Raw genomic sequence first — 17,787 nt, 5'->3', positions numbered from 1 at the left:
GTTAGTTTAGCCGCTCGCTCAGAGCTCGACCTTCGCGTTGTCGCCCACATTCGGCTTGGCGCCGGTAAAGGCCGCAAACACCATCGTTGCGGTAGCCATCATTAGCCCCGGGCTGTCCCACAATTCGCCTTCGTCGGGTTTGACCGTTATCAGACGAATCTCGGGATCATCGGCATTATCCCACCAGGCTGAGTCAGTTTTCTCCCAGAGCTCGGCGATCTTTTCCCTATCATTTGTCACTGTGGCCGGGCCTGACATCGTGACGTATTTGTAGTGGCTGTTGTCACTCCAGGCCAATGTGACCTTTGGATAGGTCGACAGCTGCTTGCTCTTGGCGCTGTCGTCATTGACGAGGAAGTATATGGCGTTTTCTTCACGGACCACACGCGCAGATAGCGGACGGGCTCGATTGTACTCGCCGTCCCAGGTCACAAACATGCAGACGTCGATGTCCTCGGCGAGTTCCCAGATGCGGTCTGTTGCCTCGGCGGGCGTGAGGTCCGTCTGCTGCTCTCGGCGGTTAGCCATAAGCGTCCTCCTGCGGGTGAATATCCTCGCTTACAACTCACGTCCCGCCACGACGTTCCAACTCACTGGTTCCTTCGACCTGCTAAGCGGCGGTGGAACTTTCGAAATTGCCGGAAGTTTGGATGGCAAACGCGAGGCCATGATGGTGGACAAGACGCTTCGAACATCAAAACGGACACCCGAGCAGGACGCAAAGGGTCAGTCGGAAAAGGACCACAAGGGCGGGGGAAGCGATGGCGTCGCCAGCGCCGATCCGCGGGTGATCTCCGGCAAAAAAGACGGCGACGCGACATTCCCTGTCAAGGGACCGAAGAAATAGCTATGAGCCCATTAGTCGGGCATCTGGCGGTGTCATCAATGCCACGGAGAAAATTGACGAACGGGCTGAAATCATTTCGCTAAAGCCACAGAGTCAAGGCCAGCCTTCCCGACTTGCCGCCCCCAAGTGCAATCGCGGCAATCCGTCGATCCGTCTGTGTCGCGATGACACTTTGCTAACGTCACCGACGCGGATCACCTTCAACCCTCCGGAGTTTCATGACGCGCATCGGCCTCAAGGCGCTAATGGCAGCCTGGAATCACGCGACCTTTGAAAAGAGAGCGACGTCGCATCTGGCCAAACCGTAGCGCCATCGGTGATCGGTTGTGGCAACCCGGCTCTGGTAGAACAGCGAAAGCTGACTTCCTTCGATCATCACTGTCGAGTGGCCGTTCTCGCCCGGTTGACCTGGCTCCAGCACCGGGCCGATCGAAACGTAAGGTCCGCTGACCTCGTCGGCTATGGCAAAAAACACCCGTTGCCGGTTTCCCCGAAGGCCGTCCGGAAGAAAGCACGTGGCATTGAGAAGCACCCGGCCGTCCGGCAATTCGATCAGTTGCGCGCCCTCAATGCCCCATTCGTAGTCGGGATCATCTCTGGTGTTATGGTGGGGAACATCGTTGTGGTCGAGGATTTTGCCGATCCGCTTCCACGGACCGAACCACGAGTCGGACTGGCTACGCGCCAGATAGATGTCGGGCTGAGGCACCCTGGTGAATTTTGGCATAGCCGAATAAACGAGGTAGCGCCCACCGCCAATGACTGCCGGATGCGGATCGTAAATTCCGTCCTCTTCCGTGTCCGGGATGGCCAGAATGGCCGGACTGAGGACTACCCAATGGAACCCGTCGTTGGAAACCGCATGCTCGCAACGGCCACCCGACTTCATGAATTCCGTCTGGATGAACATGTGGAAGACGCCGCACTCGTGGGTCACACCGGGAGCCGCAACACCAGTGCCGTTGATTGGAAGTTCGATCGGCTCATGCTCGGCCCACGGCCCATACAGATCGGGCGCCGTGGCATGCAAGATTCTCCACGTCTCGGTGGTGACCGTGCCGCTTGACCCGAAGACGTGCCAGACACGGCCATCGAAGACAGGACACGGGTCCTTGAGATCATCCACGCTTTGCGGATGAAACAGTGGAAAAACGTTAGTTTCAAAGTTGATGTTCATGTCAGCCCCGGAATTCGCCTCGGCAGTCGGAGACGCGCAGAGATACAGGCGAATCATTGATGTTAGGCACATTCTATAGCCAACGAGTTCAACGCAAATACGGCAATGCCGCTGTCCACCAGCATTCCTCGTTGAACCACGCTTTCAGTGGCGGCCGGGTTCCGACAGCCGCCCTCGCCTCCGCAACCAGATCCCGCTTCGTGCGTGGAACAAGCGGGCGACCGGGCCTTCTTCATTTCAGTTGGAACAACTCACCTGATCGAAAGTTAGGAGCTGGAACTAAGTAGTTCTCTCCATTCGCGATTAACAAATGTTAATCGTAACATAAATAGTGTCACAGAGGGAGTATGTCAATGGATGCGGCCTTTGGCGGGGTAACCGGCAGTCAATATGTTCGTCGCGAAAATATACTGGTCTGCTTCTCCCACTTACGATGGAATTTTGTTCACCAGCGTCCGCAGCATCTCCTCACTCTCGCATCCGCTCAGCAGCGAGTGGTCTACTTTGAAGAGCCCCTTTTCGAAGAATTGCCGCAGCCGCTGATGCGGACGAGCGTGGCATCGGAAAACATTCTAATTGTCACACCAGTGCTGCCGCTCGGCACGTCGGCCGCGAAAGCAGATGCCGTCCAGCGGAGATTTGTGCAGCAGACGATCGCTTCTATGCCGCATAGCCGGCTGATCGCCTGGTACTACACCCCAATGGCTCTTCGCTTCACGGAATTCCTCGACCCAGACATATGCGTCTATGACTGCATGGACGAACTCTCTGCGTTCAAGAATGCGCCCCCCGAGCTGGGCCAGATGGAAAAGGCGCTTCTGCGCCGCGCGGATCTGGTTTTCACCGGTGGTCTAAGCTTGTTCGAGACCAAGCGTCACCTGCATCCTGCCATCTTTCCATTTCCGAGCAGCATCGATGTGAGGCACTTTCACACCGCAAGACGGCCAGGAAGGGACCCAGCCGACCAGGCCGGCATTCCTTCCCCGAGGGTTGGATATTTCGGCGTCATCGACGAGCGGCTGGACGTCGATCTCGTGGCGCTAGCGGCAAAGACAATGCCGGACGTGCATTTCGTCATGCTCGGTCCGGTCGTCAAGATCGACCCTGCAAGCCTGCCGCAAGCCGAAAACCTGCATTGGCTTGGCCCGAAAGCCTACTGCGATCTGCCCGACTATTTGCGCCATTGGGACGCCGGATGGATGCCGTTTGCCCTCAACGAGGCCACGCGTTTCATCAGCCCGACCAAGACGCCGGAATTCCTCGCCGCGGGTCTGCCGGTGATCTCGACGGCAATCGTCGACGTGGTGCGCAGTTACGGTGCTGCCGGGCTGGTGGAAATCGCCGACTGTGACGATCTGGAAATCAAGCTGCGCTCCGTTCTTTCGCGACCGCGTCAGATGCTCCTGCAGCAAGTCGATGCCTATCTTGCGGACATGTCCTGGGAACGGACATGGAATGTCATGGCAGCTCACATTGAGCGCGCCTATCAACGCAAGAAGGTCGTGCCCCTTCGCAGGAGTGCATAGCCATGTTCGATTGGCTGATCGTCGGCGCGGGTTTCGCCGGCAGCGTGCTTGCCGAAAGGATAGCGTCGCAGCGTCAGGAAAGCGTTTTGCTGATCGATCGCCGCAGCCATGTCGGAGGCAACGCCTATGACTGCTACAATGAAGCCGGCATCCTCATCCATCGCTACGGCCCGCACATCTTCCACACCAACAGCCAAGCCATAGTGGACTACCTTTCGCAGTTCACGCAATGGCGGCCGTACGAGCACAGGGTGTTGGCGGCCGTAGACGGGCAACTGGTTCCCATCCCGATCAATCTCGACACCATCAACCGGCTTTACGGGCTGGACCTGACCTCGGCACAGCTGGAGGATTTCTTCGCGTCGCGACGCGAAACGGTGGAGGACGTCCGAACGGCTGAGGACGTCGTCGTCAGCACCGTGGGGCGCGAGCTCTATGAAAAATTCTTCCGCGGCTACACTAGAAAGCAATGGGGCGTCGATCCCAGTCAGCTGAGCAAATCCGTGACGGCACGAGTGCCGACCAGGACCAACCGTGACGACCGCTATTTCAGCGACAGCTTCCAGAAAATGCCGGCCGGCGGGTACACGCGGATGTTCGAGCGCATGCTCGACCATCCGAATATCAAGATCATGCTGCAGACCGATTTCCGTGAAATTCGTGAGAAGATACCGTTCAGGCGCATGGTTTATACCGGCCCGATCGATGAATATTTCGGCTGGCAGCTCGGGCACCTTCCGTACCGTTCGCTTCGTTTCGAGCACGTTACACTGGATTGCGAGCAATTTCAGCCGGTTGCCGTGGTCAATTATCCCCAGACGGAAGATTACACGCGCATTACCGAGTACAAACATCTGACCGGCCAGCAGAGTTCGCGGACCAGCCTGACCTACGAATATCCCACGGACATCGGGGACCCGTACTATCCCGTGCCCCGGCCCGAAAACGAAGTGCTCTACAAGCGCTATGAAGCGCTCGCGGCAAGCTGCCCAGACGTGTGGTTTGTCGGTCGGCTTGCAACTTACCGCTATTACAACATGGACCAGGTAGTCGGACAGGCTCTGGCCACTTTCGCGCGCATCCAAAAAAGCCTCCCGGCCTGGGCGCGCACGGAGGAGCCGTTGTTGGCCGAGCCGAGAAGATAGTTTCTTCCAAGACGGAAGATCGGGCGGGTATCAGAAGGAGAAACTCGATGGATACAAACTTCAACTCGGAAAGCCGTGAGATATTTATCGTCGGTTTGCGGAACGCGCACGCCATGGAAAATCAAGCGCTGTCGATCATGAAGCCTCAGGTCGAGCGTATAGAGAACTATCCGGAGGTGGCCGATCGCTTGCGCCGGCACATTCAGGAAACCGAAGGCCAGATCACGAGACTCGAGTCCGTCCTGGAGAGCCTTGGTGAGGAGCACTCCACCCTCAAGGACACTGCCTTGTCGATGGTTGGCAGCGTAGCCGCCATTGGACATTCGATGGCCGGCGACGAGATCATCAAGAACAGCCTGGCGAATTTCGCATTCGAGAACTACGAGATTGCTGCCTACAATTCGCTGCTGGTACTGGCCGACGCCGGGGGCTTCCAGGATGCTGAAAGGGCCCTCAAGCAGAACCTGAACGAAGAGGAAGCCATGGCCAACTGGCTCAAGGAAAATCTGAGCGACGTTACCATGCGATATGCCAGGCTGCGCGAGGCTGGGGCGACTGCAAAAAGCTGATGCACCGCACCGGCGCGGGCGGCGTTTCGAAACAGACGCCCGCCCGCCCCTCCCCCGTTTGAGGCCCCTTCAAGGCGTCGTGTCCGCCACGAGAAGAGCTTGCTGACGGGCCAGTTCATCTGCTGTGGGTTTGCGCAGGTGTCGCCTGCCATCAGCCTGGATGACGGAAAACAAACCAACCTCGGCATGTCGCGAATTGTCCCAGCCCGGGTAGGCCGTTATCGGGTACAGGCAAATACCCTCGATCGGCGCTCCGAGACTGATTGCGGAACGCACCTCGTCGCAGACATAGTGGAGCCAAGCCGGCCCGCCGGATCCCTCGGAGCCGGTCTCCGCAATGAACATCGGCTTGCCGTACCGGTGAGCAACTTCTAGCAACATTTCCGACAGGGCGCGGTACTCGTGGTGTCCCATCGGAATCGTCGGCCCGTTTACGTACCATTGATTGTGCGGGTAAAAATTCAAGCCCACGACATCGACAACATCTTCGCTCCCGCCCAACTCAGGTTCGACGCGGCCCAGCAACATGTCGTAAGCTTCGAACTGTCCCTGTCGGGCGTTTTCGGCCCGGCGCCGTTCGCTGCGGGTCCGGTCACGAGGGGCGATATGGATAAGCGGCTCGGCCCAGACAAATCTGCAGGCGGGATCGATCTCCCGCATTGCACGAACACCCGCGATGGCGGCCTTGACGAGGTGCCGCTTGAACCATCCATGTTTGTTCGGCCCCACGCGCGGGAAATAGCCGACCTCGACAGCCCATGCGAAAAAGGAGATTTCGTTGATGGGACACAACAGAGGCGATGTTCCGGTGATCGAACGGTGTACCTTGACGGCTTCCGCCGCGAACGAGGCATAGGCGTCGATGAAATGCAGCGAGCCCTGATCGACATGGTCCGGAGATCCGTAGTGAAAGATGTCCCAGATTACCTGAACACCTGCCGATCGGGCTGCCTCGACCATTGGCGCCCAACTTGACCAGTCATAGGTTCCGGGAGCGGTTTCGATCAAATGCCAACGCAGGCCGTCGCGGATGGTGCGAAGGCCGAGTTCGGCGCAGCCGCGGTAGTCGCCCAGGGCATGCAAATTATGCGAGGTCGCACGAATAAGATCGAGGCGAACGCCGTCCTTGCGCCGGTGCGAGGAGCATTCAAAGCCTGCCATGAAAAAACTGGCGAAGCGCGAAGCTTCCGGAACCGAGGCCTCCGTCTGGCGTCCCACTTCGCTCATTTTTCGAAGTCTCCTTTGGGCAATCGGCTTCGAACTCGGCCGCCTTGTCCGGACCGGGAACCGCGTTGGCGAAATACCGAATTCAGTCGGGCGCGCCCCATGTTCGTTGCTCAGTCCAGCTCGTCCTTGCGTGGCCGGGTAGTGCCGAACCCATTGGTAGAGCCTTTGTTCCGGTGGTGAACTGTCCGGGCGCCGCGTGCAAATGAGGAACAAGGAGGCCCGTCCCAAGTTCGGGGCGATGTACAGCCGCCGTCATCCACTCGAGCGGCTGCTCGGCAACAACAGAGGCATGGGATCACATGACCGTTCAGATTCGACTTTCCGAGATCGACCACGCCAGGCGCGAGGATCGTGGCGACGGCGCTTGGAGCATCGCACCGGACCTGGGTTACTTGCGGCTAGCAATCGTCAATGTCGTGTTCTTCGGCGCACCGGGCAGCGGAGATCGGAACTGGGTGCTGATCGATACCGGGTTGCCGACGTCTCGCAGCAGCATTCTAGCGGTCGCGGAAAAGCGGTTCGGCGTTAACGCACGGCCGGCTGCAATCATCCTGACCCATGGCCATTTCGACCATGTGGGAACGGTTCTAGAACTCGCAAATGGCTGGGACGTGCCTGTCTTCGCCCATCCACTCGAGCACCCCTATTTGGACGGAACCACATCCTATCCGCCACCGGATCCCTGGGTTGGGGGTGGACTGATGGCGCTGCTTTCACCGCTTTTTCCACGCGGGCCAATCGATCTTGGCAGCCGTTTGCAACCCTTGCCCGCCGATGGATCGATCCCCGGAATGCCCGGATGGCAATGGCTGCACACACCCGGACATGCCCCTGGGCATATCTCGCTCTGGCGCGAGCAAGACCGCTCGCTCATCGTAGGAGACGCTTTCATCACCACCGGTCAGGAGTCGGTCTATGAAGTCGCCATTCAGGATCTCGAGATGCACGGTCCGCCGCGCTATTTCACGCCAGACTGGGATGCAGCGGAAAGGTCCGTGAAGCATCTGGCTGCCTTGGGCCCCCAGATGGTCATCAGTGGACACGGTGCGGCTGCTGCGGGAGTGGGCATGCGTCAGGCTCTCGATAATCTGGCTGAGCGATTCAGGGTATTCGCCGTCCCGCCGAAATTGAAATTCGTGCGGGAGCCAGCGTCGCCGATAGCTAGGCCAATCGAGCCGCCATCGTTCTGAATGGCCAGATTGGGCCAAGGCGGGACCATCGGACAGAGTAACTCGGTCCGGCGGAACAAACCCGGCCGGCGACAGTTGGGGCACTCGCTCAGGTGGCGACACCCTGCGAAGTGCCGCGAGGTTCCGCGCCATGGGGAGGCTCAGATGGAAACCCGACGAACGCATGCCTCTAGCCCGCGTTCCCGCAAAGAGAGATTGCAGAGCCGGTGTTCTTGCCATCCAGCCCTAAGTTGACACGCCAACTGCTCTGGATCGTCGGAGGCGCATTCTTGCCCGGTTGCGCGGGGGGAGTGCTCGATCCCCAAGGACCAATTGGTGTCGGTAATCGCACGATCCTTTTGAACTCGCTGGCGGTGATGCTGGTGATCGTTGTTCCCACGCTTGTTGCACTTCTGGCATTCGCCTGGAAGTTCCGCGCCTCGAACAGCAACGCCCGCTATAACCCGGAGTTCACCTATTCGGGACGCGTGGAGTTGATCGTCTGGTCGATCCCGACGCTCACCATCCTGTTCATTGGCGGTCTGATCTACTACGGATCGTATCAGCTCGATCCGCGCAAACCGATCCCTTCTAGCCAGCCGCCGCTCGACATTCAGGTGGTGGCGCTCGACTGGAAATGGCTGTTCCTCTATCCCGAGCAGGGCGTGGGCGCTGTCAATCAACTGGTTATTCCCGCCGGTGTTCCAGTGCGTTTCAAGTTGACCTCGGCCAGCGTGATGAACACGTTCTTCGTGCCCCAGCTTGGCAGCATGGTCTACGTCATGAACGGCATGCAGACCGAATTGCATCTGCAGGCCGACCGCGAGGGCAGCTTTTTCGGCCAGTCGGCGCACTTCAGCGGCGACGGCTTCTCGGATATGAATTTCAGTGTGAGCGCGGTTTCAGCCGATGCCTTCACCCGCTGGGCGTCATCGCTGCGTGGCGGGGGCGGCGTGCTCAACGCCAACGCCTATCGCGAACTCGCCCGGCAAAGCACAAATGTGGCGCCGGCTTCCTTCGGTCATGTCCAGCCTGGGCTGTTCGAAGCGGTCGTTCAGCAGACGCTCCCACCGGGTCCGGGGCCTGCTGAGAGCGCAGCCAGCGGCGAGCCACAGGTGAGCCCAAGGGCATTACCCGCGGCGGCGGCAACGATGACCCATCATCCACAAGGCGCAGAATGACGATGCTGGGCAAGCTCGACTGGTCGGCCGTTCCTTTCGATCAACCCATCCCCCTCGGCGCAGCCCTTGGCGTCTTTCTGGCAGCAGCCGCCGTGCTTGGCTGGATAACGGTGAAGGGGTACTGGCCATATCTGTGGAGCGAGTGGATAAGCTCGGTCGACCACAAGCGCATCGGCGTGATGTACATTGTGCTGGCGATGCTCATGCTTCTTCGTGGTTTTATCGATGCTATCATGATGCGCACACAACAGGTGCTGGCGATTCACGGGCCGGGCTACCTCCCGCCGGAGCATTACGACCAGATCTTTTCCGCGCACGGCACGATCATGATCTTCTTCGCCGCGATGCCGTTCATGATCGGCCTGATGAATTTCGTCGTGCCGCTGCAGCTTGGCGTACGCGATGTCGCTTTTCCGACGCTCAATTGCGTCAGCTTCTGGCTGACGGCTTCCGGAGCCCTGCTGGTCAACATCTCGCTTGTGATCGGCGAGTTCGCGCGCACCGGCTGGCTGCCCTATGCCCCTTTGTCGGAAACCACCTACTCGCCGGGCGTCGGTGTCGATTATTATCTGTGGGCGATCCAGATCTCCGGCGTCGGCACGCTGCTCACCGGTGTCAACCTGGTGACGACTATCCTCAAGATGCGGGCGCCGGGAATGGGCTATCTGCGAATGCCGATGTTCTGCTGGACCTCGCTCGCGTCCAACCTGCTCATTGTCGCAGCCTTCCCGATCCTTACCGCCACGCTCGCAATGCTGACGCTGGACCGGTATCTCGGCTTCCACTTCTTCACCAACGAAGCCGGTGGAAATCAGATGATGTTCGTCAACCTGATCTGGGCGTGGGGCCATCCCGAAGTATACATCCTGGTGCTTCCCGCCTTCGGAATCTTTTCCGAGATTTTCTCGACTTTTTCATCGAAGCCGCTGTTCGGATACCGTTCGATGGTCGCGGCCACGATGTTCATCTGCATCGTCTCGTTCATGGTCTGGCTGCATCACTTCTTCACTATGGGTGCCGGAGCGGACGTTAATGCCGCCTTCGGCATCGCCACGTCGGTCATTGCCGTGGGAACCGGTGTGAAAATCTACAACTGGCTCTTCACCATGTATGGCGGGCGCGTTCGTTTCGACACGCCGATGCTTTGGGCACTGGCTTTCGTGACCACCTTCACCGTCGGCGGCATGACTGGCGTCCTGCTTGCCGTCCCGCCGGCCGACTTCGTGCTACACAATTCCCTTTTCCTCGTCGCGCATTTCCATAACGTCATCATCTCGGGCGTGTTGTTTGGAGCATTCGCCGGCTTCACCTACTGGTTCCCCAAGGCGTTCGGCTTCCGTTTGCACGAAGGCTGGGGAAAAGCGGCATTTTGGGTCACCTTGGCCGGCTACATGCTGGTCTTCGTACCGCTCTATATTGTCGGTCTGCTCGGCATGACGCGGCGCCTGCAACATATCGATATGGACCTTTGGGCACCGTGGCTGGTGGTGGCCGCTTTCGGCGTGGTGGTGATGATCGCCGGCGCGGCGCTGCAGATCACACAGCTTTTCGTTTCGATCCGGCATCGCGACAAGTTTCGCGACGAAACCGGCGACCCGTGGGACGGGCGTTCGCTGGAGTGGTCGACATCTTCTCCTCCTCCTGTCTTCAATTATGCACGGCTGCCTCACGTGGAAGACGAAGAGCCCTACTGGAGCATCAAGCAACGAGGGATCGAACAGAGCTCGGACGAGGAAAAGGCATATGAGCCGATCGAGATGCCTCGCAACAGCCCGACTGGCTTCGTCACCGCCTTCTTCAGCACACTGATCGGCTTCGCGCTGATCTGGCATATATGGTGGCTGGCGATCGTCGGCTTCATCGGCGCCTACGCAACCTTCGTCGTATTCGCCTGGCGCGATCATGGAGACTACCAGATCCCTGTCGACGAGGTCGCCCGCATCGACCATGACCACAAGGCAGCCCAGTTTGCCTGGCTGCGCGGGTGGGAGCGCCCGGCATGAGCGATCATGCATTCTCCAGCGTCGGCACCCAGGCACGGGACCCGTATCGGCTCAATCACACCGGTCGGCACGCGGTGCGCTCTGCGACCGGCCACGGAGAAGGCGGCCCGGCCTCAAAGTTCGTCACAGTGACTTACGGCTTCTGGATCTTTCTCCTGTCCGACATCATCATGTTCTCGGCATTTTTCGCCGCCTACGCCGTGCTCGCCAAGGCAACCGCCGGCGGACCGACAGGCAAGGATCTGTTCGAACCGACACGCGTTGCGGTCCAGACGGGCCTTCTGCTCACTTCGAGCTTCACCGGCGGCGTGGCAACACTCGCCACCCTTCGCAGATCAATGGCTGCCACGCAGTTCTGGCTTCTCGTCACGGGGTTGCTCGGGGCAGCGTTCCTGTTCCTGGAACTGCAGGAGTTCGCGGCAATGATCGGCGAGCAGGCAGGCCCCTCGCGCAGCGCATTTCTTTCTGCCTTCTTTGCGCTCGTTGGCTGCCACGGTGCCCACGTCGGTCTCGGCCTGCTCTGGCTGGGAACGATGATGGCGCAGCTGTGGGTCAAGGGCTTTCGGCCCGACATCTTGCGGCGGCTCCACTGCTTCGGGCTCTTCTGGCACGCCCTCGACATCATTTGGGTTGCCATCTTCACCCTGGTCTATCTGCTGGGAGCATCGCCATGACCGAGATCGAGAGCAAGACCGGCGAGTTGCAGGACCCCCGCGATTCAGCGCCGGGCGAGGAACACATAAGCGAGCACGAAACGGCTGGGGGCCTCTCGGGCTATGTGCTCGGCTTCGGCCTGGCCATCCTGCTCACAATGGCGACATTCCTGGCGGCGCGAACCGATCTGATTTACCAGCCCGCGGTCATCTCGGCCCTGGTGGTGCTCGCTGTTGCGCAGATGGGCGTGCATCTTGTCTTCTTTCTGCACCTGACCACCGGGCCGGACAACACCAACAACATCCTGGCCCTGGCCTTCGGCGTGCTGATCGTCGCGCTGGTGGTTCTGGGCTCTATCTGGATCATGGCCCATCTGAATCAAAACATGGCTGCCATGACACCCCATCAAGCCGGAACCATGCCTTGAACGCTGCCCTGCGAACGCACGGCCGCCCACAGTGCACCATTCGCACCGATGGCCCCAGGAGACAAAAGGCTCGTCAGATCTCGTGCTTTGGCTGGGCTGCGCGTAGGGCATCAAGCGCTAAGCGAACCGCATCGATGCCTGAGACGCTGGGCTGGATCGGCCTGAAAATCAGGCGGCCGTTCCGGTAGTCCAGGCCCAACGCCTTGCTGTTCCGCCATTGGGACGCCGACGGCTTGTTCCGAGGGGTGATCGCGATGGCCTCGGGACCCACATCGACTTTGCCGACGCCCAATTCCGACGCTGCTATTCGCAACCTGGTAAATTCCAGCAAAAGGGCTACTTCGCCAGGCATGTCTCCAAAGCGGTCCTCGAGCTCTTCGCTGAATGTATCGAGGTCCGGCTCCGAACGGATGCGGGAGAGCCGCGCATAGAGGCCAACGCGCACCGTAGGCTCGTCGACATAGCTCTCGGGAAAAGCCCCCTTTCCCGAGCCATTGATCTCGGCAAGTTGCTTGCCGAAGTCGGGCCCTCCGCCAGCCGCCGAGACCGCCCGCTCCAGCAAGTGCTCGTACAAGCCCACTCCGATCAGCTTCATATGCCCGGCCTGGTCTTCGCCGAAAAGATCTCCGGCGCCACGCAGGTCGAGGTCTCTTTGACTGATCGCCAGGCCGGAGCCGAGCCGATCGAGCGCAAGCATCGTCGAAAGCCGGGCCCTGGTACCGTCGGCCAGTTCAACGCCAGGTTGGGTCAGAAGAAACGCTACGGCCTGCACCGCCCCCCTTCCGACCCGGCCCCGCAGCTGGTGCAACTGCGCCAGACCGAACCGGTCGGGGCGCCAAACGATGATGGTGTTGGCCCGCGGCACATCGAGGCCGCTCTCGATGATGTCGGTGCTCAACAAAATGTCGCCATCACCGTCGGCGAATCCGACCATGACTTCGTCCAGCTGTCTCCCCTTCATTTCACCATGCGCCGTCTTGACCCGGAGTTCCGGCACCAGTCTGTTCAGTTGGTCACAGGCCGGGTCAATATCCTCGATCCGCGGGACCACGAAGAAGCTCTGTCCACCCCGGTGAAATTCACGCAGGAGGGCCGCGCGCACCGATGCTGGATCGAAAGCTGCCAAGATCGTGCGAACGGGACGTCTTTTGGCGGGCGGAGAGTTTAGAACGCTGACGTCCTGGATGCCTGACAACGCCGATTGCAGCGTCCGGGGTATCGGTGTGGCGGTCATGCTCAGCGTATGGAGGCAAGGCGTCATGGTCCGCAGGGCCCGCTTCAACTTGACCCCGAACCGGTGCTCCTCGTCGATCACCAGCAGTCCAAGATTGGCGAAGGTGACGCTCCTGGACGCCAGGGCCTGAGTACCCACAACGACCGCAACCTGGCCGCTCCGCAGACCCTCTTTTGCCGCTCTCGCGTCCGCTGCCCCGACCATTCTTGAAAGGTGGGCGACCTGCAGGCCGGTTCCTGCGAAGCGGCGGCTGAACGTCTCATAGTGCTGTCGTGCCAACACCGTTGTCGGCGCTATGATAGCAACCTGTTTCCCGCAGAAAGCCGCGGCGGCGCAAGCACGCAGGGCGACCTCTGTCTTGCCGAAGCCGACATCGCCGCAGACGAGCCGGTTCATTGTTCTTCCCGACGAAAGATCATCGAGCACAGCGCGGATGGCGGCCGCTTGGTCGGGCGTCTCCGTATAGGGAAATCTCGCCGCAAAACGGGCCAAGTCCGTGCGGGAGGGCTTTATGATCTCGGCAGGCTGGCTGGACCTGATTTTGGCAAGACTCAAGAGGCGTTTGGCCAGCCTGTCGATCTCGCGCAACGCAGCTTCGCGTCGCTTCGGCCAGCCCTCGCCTTTGAGGCGATCAAGCGACACTGCCTCCGGTTCCGAGCCGTAGCGCCATATTCGTCCAAAGTCGTCGACCGGAACCAGCAAGGAAGCCCCGCCATGATATTCCAGTCTGACGACATCCTGTTGCTGGCCAGCCAACTCGACCTGTTCGACCGCGGCGAGCACGCCCAGGCCATGGTCTTCATGGACGACGACATCGCCAATGCGCAACTCGGGTTCGAGTATGCCCGTGGTCGCGCTCCCGCTCGCCTTTAACGCGGGCCCAAACAGGTCGGATGCGGCCACCACGGCGATATTGGATTGCGCGTCGACAAACCCTTCGTCGAGGACGAATTCAGCCTTGAGAACAGAGCCCCTCGCGGCCGAAAGGATTTGCGGCAAGTCGGCCGCTTCCTCTGCCCGCCGGCCTAGTCTCCTATCGAGCAGGCGATCTGCTCGCTGCAGTTCAGAGGCATCGCCGGTGAACACTACTCTGACTCCGGCGCTCGTCTGCCTGGTGACGAATTCCGCGAAATCATGCCCGGGTCGGGCCTGGCGGAAGAATTTGGGAACTCCCACGGCAGAAACGGCAAGTCTCACGCAGCAGCGGTTAAGCAGAGCAGCGTCCCACTCTTCACGGGATAGGTAAAATCGTCCGGGCAAAGGTTTTTTCGTTCCGGCTGCCTCCTGCCTGGCACGACGTGCATCCTCGACCAGATCCAGAATTCTGCCGAGCGGCTGCCCGTCGGTCCCTTCAAGGAAGGAGATCGAAGCGCTGGATGCCGCATCGAAGACGGATGGCATAGCGCCATACGATGCGACCAGGCGCTCCTCCATCGACGTCGCGCGCATCGCTGTCAACTCAGGATGCTCACCAGCTTTAAAGATCAGCTCGGATGCCGGTCCGACCGTAACCGAGTCTCGAACCTGATCGCTGAGCTGACTGAGCGGGTCGTAGGTCTTGAGCTGGCCGATGCAGGCATCGGGACCAACGATGATGCGAACGGGGCCGTCCGCGCCAGCAGGAAAAATATCGATGGGATCGCCCCGAAAGGCTATCTCACCCGGTTCGTCGACCCTCTCGTCGACGACATAGCCAATGGCTTCGGACCTGGTTCTGAAATCGTCACGGTCGAGCTTTTGGCCCACCTCCAGAATTGTGAAACCGCCAGCGATGACCGGAGCAGGCGGCACCCGCTGCAGAATGGCTTCGAGCGACATCACAGCGACGCGCGGGCGATCCGGCTTCGTTGCGATCTCACGCAACGCACGAAGCCTTCGCCCCATATTGGCGCGTGTGGGCCACACCCTGTCGTAGGGCAGGCAATCCCAGGACGGCAGCAAGATGATATCCGCGTCAGGCAGGAACTGACGCAAGGCGCCGGCGATCTCCTCGGCACTGCGTTCCGAGGGAGCTATATGGATGATGTGCTTGTCCCGACTGGTCTCCAGGCCACGGGCCAGCGCTACCGCGATTGCTGAGGATGGCGGTCCGCCGTGCCCTATGGCAGACCCGCTGTCATCCGTGTGATCGATTTGTTCGACATCCGTCCGCGAAATATGCCTGTTCACTGAAATCTCACCTTGCCACTGAGACAACGTCAGCGGAGCCACCCCGTTCCTGGTGGCGCATCAAAGAGTTCCAGGACGGGCTGCGGGTGCAGCCCTCGAAAGGGCGGAGCGAAGGGTCAAAGCTGCGCCGTGATCGGCGAACTCCTGGGGCTGGCTGCCCAGCGGGACATTTCTAACCGAGCCTATGTCATAGGTTAATGCATTGCTGCCTGGCTCACCTATGGCTGTCCTAAAAAACTGGTGCTTCGATCATTCCGGGATCTTCAACCACCCTCGACGCTGGCAGAACGCTCCAGGCATGGGACCATGCCGCACGGCGGCGCCTTCTGCCGCCGCGCATATGTCCCCATGCCAATCGGAACTTTTGGCGCGGATAATAGTTCGATCACCAACATCAGCCAGGTAGTCAATTTGTTCCCCACCTCATCCTCGGATGTACTCATTCGCAAGCTTCAGACCATCTCGGATCTTCGAGAGGCCGACATCGGCGTTCTGAAAGGCATTCCGATCCAGGAGAAGGAATATTTGGCCAACCACGATCTGGTGCGTGAGGGCGACCGTCCTGTTTACTCGTTTATCGTTCTTGATGGCTTGGTCGGTTCCACCAAACATACGGGCGAAGGAAAGCGACAAATCACATCATTCTTCGTCGCCGGCGACATTCCTGATCTGCATGGGCTGCATCTGTCGGTCATGGATTGTAACTTCTCGACCCTTACGCCGGCGCGAATAGGTTTCATGCGGCATGACACTCTGCGCGCCGTTTGCGACCAGCACCCTCGCATCGCCACCGCTTTTTGGCGGTCGACGTTGATAGATGCCGCGATCTACAGGGAGTGGGTCATCAATGTGGGAAGACGCGAGGCATACACCCGCATGGCTCACATCCTGTGCGAACTGATTTTTCGCTTGCGCTCCATGGGGCGCATTGAGGATCACGTGGCGGATATCCCCATTACACAGGCGGCCCTTGGCGATGCACTGGGTTTGTCCACGGTCCACGTCAACCGGATGCTCCAGGAACTACGACGCAGAGGCCTCATTGCCACCTCGGGATCAAAAGTTCACGCACTGGACTGGGCTGGCCTCACTCACGCAGGAGATTTCGACACGACCTACCTGCACCAAAGGAACCCCGCAGATTAGCAGTGACGGAAGCTCTCCGATGGCACGATTTTTCTTCGACAGCGGCGATGGCGATCTCATCTTCGAGGACGAAATAGGTGTCGAATGCGCTGGCCTCGAGGAGGTCCGCCGCGCGGGATTCGAGGGCCTTGTCGACCTCACGAGAGAGTCACTGAAGAGCGTCGACGGGCAGCAATTGTTTATCGAAGTGCGCGATGAAAATGGCGCCAAGATTTTGCGGCTGAGCCTCTCGCTTCGGGTAAAATCGAACGTATAAATTTGCACTCTACGCGCAGCGTTAGGCGAGCGGACTGGGACTGCAAACATCCACTGGCATGTCGTGTCTCAAAACCATGGCCACTTTTGAGCGACATGCATTAACCCATAGATTGTGCCTCGATTTGTGTACAGGACGGGGAACCATCAAAGAGCCGCCGAGTTCGTCCAACGGACAAGCTCGGAATCTGACATGGAAGAAATCGGCAAGGCACAACAAAAGGTCATAGCCCGCCTCATACGGGAGTGGATTTCATCGGACGCCAATCGTCGCCAGCTTCGCCAGTTGCTGGATCTGCCGACAGATGCGGACATGCCCGGCGAGCATCGGTCATTGCTTGACGAACTCGACCGAAAGCTCAACCAATGAGCGCCCCTGCTTTCGGGAGGGCTTCCGAGTGGATGCGAGCCGGTGGCGAGGGAAAGGAGCTGAGGTCGACATCTGGTTGAGGCCGCCGACATTTGACCGAAGCAGACGCGAACGCTTTACGCCGGACGGCGCCGATTGGCCGAAGAAAGGATGTTCGGTGGTTTCGTGGAGCCGCGGTCGGATTCCTAGAGGTGAGTTTCTGCACCTTGCTGCGCGTTTAAAAGTTGAGAAACGGCAGTTATGATCTGCGGCAGAAAAAAGGGCTTGGTGATCATTATGCTGTTGGGCACGCCTTCCGCTCCCCAGTGTACCGCGCTGTCGCCACTGATATAGACAACCGGGATGGTCGAGTTGGACCTTCGCAAGTGCCGAGCGACCTCCCACCCCGACTGTCCTGCTCCCAGACGGATGTCCGTGAGCACGGCCTTGAACTTGGTCGGATCGGGGTCGAAAGCCGCCAGCGCGTCGGCGGCACTCCGAGTGCCGACCACCTGGAAGCCGGCCTCCTCCAAAGCTGACTCGAGGTCGAGCAGGATCATTGTCTCATCTTCGACGATCAGAACAGCACCTTCGCTCATCCGGAATCTCCCCAAGCCGCCACCGCTAATACGAGTTCGGCGTCAACTTGGTTCCATCTGACGCGCAGCAGCCTGTTGGTTATCGAAGCTCTACGCTGCCTCGATTGCGC

Annotated in this window: 17 protein-coding genes; 12 read left to right on the top strand and 5 right to left on the bottom strand. The window is 59.6% G+C overall.

Translation table 11 applies throughout. The features are described from left to right. Nucleotides 1–18: 18 nt before the first annotated feature. Entirely contained in the window at nt 19–528 is a 510-nt protein-coding gene (locus X733_RS161315; protein WP_023691415.1) for a pyridoxamine 5'-phosphate oxidase family protein, read from the bottom strand. Nucleotides 529–544: 16 nt separating this feature from the next. Here X733_RS161315 and X733_RS161320 point away from each other — a divergent pair, with 16 nt between their 5' ends. Beyond that, nucleotides 545–847: a hypothetical protein gene (locus X733_RS161320; RefSeq protein ID WP_155923928.1), complete on the top strand. Its 303-nt coding sequence runs from the start codon at nt 545–547 to the stop codon at nt 845–847. Between the two features lie 259 nt (nt 848–1,106). Here the strand turns inward: X733_RS161320 and X733_RS161325 are convergent, their stop codons facing one another. Beyond that, on the bottom strand, nt 1,107–2,024 hold the full coding sequence (locus X733_RS161325; RefSeq protein WP_023681142.1) for a hypothetical protein: 918 nt from the start codon (nt 2,022–2,024) through the stop codon (nt 1,107–1,109). Between the two features lie 353 nt (nt 2,025–2,377). Between X733_RS161325 and X733_RS161330 the strand changes: the two genes are divergently transcribed. The 3 genes from X733_RS161330 to X733_RS161340 are packed head-to-tail and all read left to right on the top strand — an operon-like array spanning nt 2,378 to nt 5,264. After that, nucleotides 2,378–3,550 carry a glycosyltransferase gene (locus tag X733_RS161330; RefSeq protein WP_023817827.1) on the top strand — a complete coding sequence of 391 codons (1,173 nt, stop codon included), beginning with the start codon at nt 2,378–2,380 and terminating at the stop codon, nt 3,548–3,550. 2 nt (nt 3,551–3,552) lie between these two features. Continuing rightward, entirely contained in the window at nt 3,553–4,695 is a 1,143-nt protein-coding gene (gene glf, locus X733_RS161335; protein ID WP_023733195.1) for a UDP-galactopyranose mutase, read from the top strand. 47 nt (nt 4,696–4,742) lie between these two features. Continuing rightward, nucleotides 4,743–5,264 carry a ferritin-like domain-containing protein gene (locus X733_RS161340; RefSeq protein ID WP_023817826.1) on the top strand — a complete coding sequence of 174 codons (522 nt, stop codon included), beginning with the start codon at nt 4,743–4,745 and terminating at the stop codon, nt 5,262–5,264. Nucleotides 5,265–5,333: 69 nt separating this feature from the next. Here X733_RS161340 and X733_RS161345 read toward each other — a convergent pair whose 3' ends face one another. Then, nucleotides 5,334–6,491 carry a hypothetical protein gene (locus X733_RS161345; protein ID WP_023817825.1) on the bottom strand — a complete coding sequence of 386 codons (1,158 nt, stop codon included), beginning with the start codon at nt 6,489–6,491 and terminating at the stop codon, nt 5,334–5,336. A 299-nt stretch (nt 6,492–6,790) separates the two neighbouring features. On the opposite strand from X733_RS161345, the gene X733_RS161350 reads away from it, so the two are divergent. From X733_RS161350 to cyoD, 5 genes are all read left to right on the top strand, one after another. Next, nucleotides 6,791–7,681, top strand: coding sequence for an MBL fold metallo-hydrolase (locus X733_RS161350; protein ID WP_023668030.1), 891 nt, complete (start codon nt 6,791–6,793; stop codon nt 7,679–7,681). A 194-nt stretch (nt 7,682–7,875) separates the two neighbouring features. Then, the gene (cyoA, locus tag X733_RS25095) at nt 7,876–8,841 is read left to right on the top strand and encodes a ubiquinol oxidase subunit II (protein ID WP_081726068.1); all 966 of its coding nucleotides are present in this window, start codon (nt 7,876–7,878) and stop codon (nt 8,839–8,841) included. A gap of 2 nt (nt 8,842–8,843) precedes the next feature. Continuing rightward, on the top strand, nt 8,844–10,844 hold the full coding sequence (gene cyoB, locus X733_RS161355) for a cytochrome o ubiquinol oxidase subunit I (RefSeq protein WP_023817824.1): 2,001 nt from the start codon (nt 8,844–8,846) through the stop codon (nt 10,842–10,844). Beyond that, complete coding sequence (locus X733_RS161360; protein ID WP_023748060.1) at nt 10,841–11,518, top strand: cytochrome (ubi)quinol oxidase subunit III; 678 nt, start codon at nt 10,841–10,843, stop codon at nt 11,516–11,518. Before cyoB ends, X733_RS161360 begins: the two co-directional genes overlap by 4 nt. Next, nucleotides 11,515–11,925 carry a cytochrome o ubiquinol oxidase subunit IV gene (gene cyoD, locus X733_RS161365; protein ID WP_023748059.1) on the top strand — a complete coding sequence of 137 codons (411 nt, stop codon included), beginning with the start codon at nt 11,515–11,517 and terminating at the stop codon, nt 11,923–11,925. Before X733_RS161360 ends, cyoD begins: the two co-directional genes overlap by 4 nt. A gap of 73 nt (nt 11,926–11,998) precedes the next feature. Here the strand turns inward: cyoD and X733_RS161370 are convergent, their stop codons facing one another. Further along, on the bottom strand, nt 11,999–15,328 hold the full coding sequence (locus tag X733_RS161370) for a DEAD/DEAH box helicase (RefSeq protein WP_023817823.1): 3,330 nt from the start codon (nt 15,326–15,328) through the stop codon (nt 11,999–12,001). Nucleotides 15,329–15,634: 306 nt separating this feature from the next. On the opposite strand from X733_RS161370, the gene X733_RS161375 reads away from it, so the two are divergent. The 3 genes from X733_RS161375 (at nt 15,635) to X733_RS161385 (ending at nt 17,099) form a co-directional block, all read left to right on the top strand. After that, the gene (locus tag X733_RS161375; RefSeq protein WP_245274382.1) at nt 15,635–16,474 is read left to right on the top strand and encodes a Crp/Fnr family transcriptional regulator; all 840 of its coding nucleotides are present in this window, start codon (nt 15,635–15,637) and stop codon (nt 16,472–16,474) included. A gap of 19 nt (nt 16,475–16,493) precedes the next feature. Continuing rightward, nucleotides 16,494–16,730, top strand: a complete 237-nt coding sequence (locus tag X733_RS161380) for a hypothetical protein (RefSeq protein WP_023668023.1) — start codon at nt 16,494–16,496, stop codon at nt 16,728–16,730. Nucleotides 16,731–16,922: 192 nt separating this feature from the next. After that, nucleotides 16,923–17,099: a hypothetical protein gene (locus tag X733_RS161385; RefSeq protein WP_155924154.1), complete on the top strand. Its 177-nt coding sequence runs from the start codon at nt 16,923–16,925 to the stop codon at nt 17,097–17,099. A gap of 185 nt (nt 17,100–17,284) precedes the next feature. Here X733_RS161385 and X733_RS161390 read toward each other — a convergent pair whose 3' ends face one another. Beyond that, nucleotides 17,285–17,677, bottom strand: coding sequence for a response regulator (locus X733_RS161390; RefSeq protein WP_023700015.1), 393 nt, complete (start codon nt 17,675–17,677; stop codon nt 17,285–17,287). Nucleotides 17,678–17,787 lie beyond the last annotated feature (110 nt).

The organism is Mesorhizobium sp. L2C066B000 (assembly GCF_000502335.1).
Classification (GTDB): domain Bacteria; phylum Pseudomonadota; class Alphaproteobacteria; order Rhizobiales; family Rhizobiaceae; genus Mesorhizobium.
This window is presented reverse-complemented; position numbering and strand designations above follow the sequence as displayed.

Coding starts and splice junctions, on each gene's coding strand:
- X733_RS161360 (WP_023748060.1), top strand. CDS start 10,841: ATGAGCGATCATGCATTCTCCAGCGTCGGCACCCAGGCACGGGACCCG.
- X733_RS161385 (WP_155924154.1), top strand. CDS start 16,923: ATGGAAGAAATCGGCAAGGCACAACAAAAGGTCATAGCCCGCCTCATA.
- X733_RS161350 (WP_023668030.1), top strand. CDS start 6,791: ATGACCGTTCAGATTCGACTTTCCGAGATCGACCACGCCAGGCGCGAG.
- glf (WP_023733195.1), top strand. CDS start 3,553: ATGTTCGATTGGCTGATCGTCGGCGCGGGTTTCGCCGGCAGCGTGCTT.
- X733_RS161315 (WP_023691415.1), bottom strand. CDS start 528: ATGGCTAACCGCCGAGAGCAGCAGACGGACCTCACGCCCGCCGAGGCA.
- cyoD (WP_023748059.1), top strand. CDS start 11,515: ATGACCGAGATCGAGAGCAAGACCGGCGAGTTGCAGGACCCCCGCGAT.
- X733_RS161390 (WP_023700015.1), bottom strand. CDS start 17,677: ATGAGCGAAGGTGCTGTTCTGATCGTCGAAGATGAGACAATGATCCTG.
- X733_RS161325 (WP_023681142.1), bottom strand. CDS start 2,024: ATGAACATCAACTTTGAAACTAACGTTTTTCCACTGTTTCATCCGCAA.
- X733_RS161340 (WP_023817826.1), top strand. CDS start 4,743: ATGGATACAAACTTCAACTCGGAAAGCCGTGAGATATTTATCGTCGGT.
- X733_RS161330 (WP_023817827.1), top strand. CDS start 2,378: ATGGATGCGGCCTTTGGCGGGGTAACCGGCAGTCAATATGTTCGTCGC.
- cyoB (WP_023817824.1), top strand. CDS start 8,844: ATGCTGGGCAAGCTCGACTGGTCGGCCGTTCCTTTCGATCAACCCATC.
- X733_RS161375 (WP_245274382.1), top strand. CDS start 15,635: ATGCCGCACGGCGGCGCCTTCTGCCGCCGCGCATATGTCCCCATGCCA.
- X733_RS161345 (WP_023817825.1), bottom strand. CDS start 6,491: ATGAGCGAAGTGGGACGCCAGACGGAGGCCTCGGTTCCGGAAGCTTCG.
- X733_RS161380 (WP_023668023.1), top strand. CDS start 16,494: ATGGCACGATTTTTCTTCGACAGCGGCGATGGCGATCTCATCTTCGAG.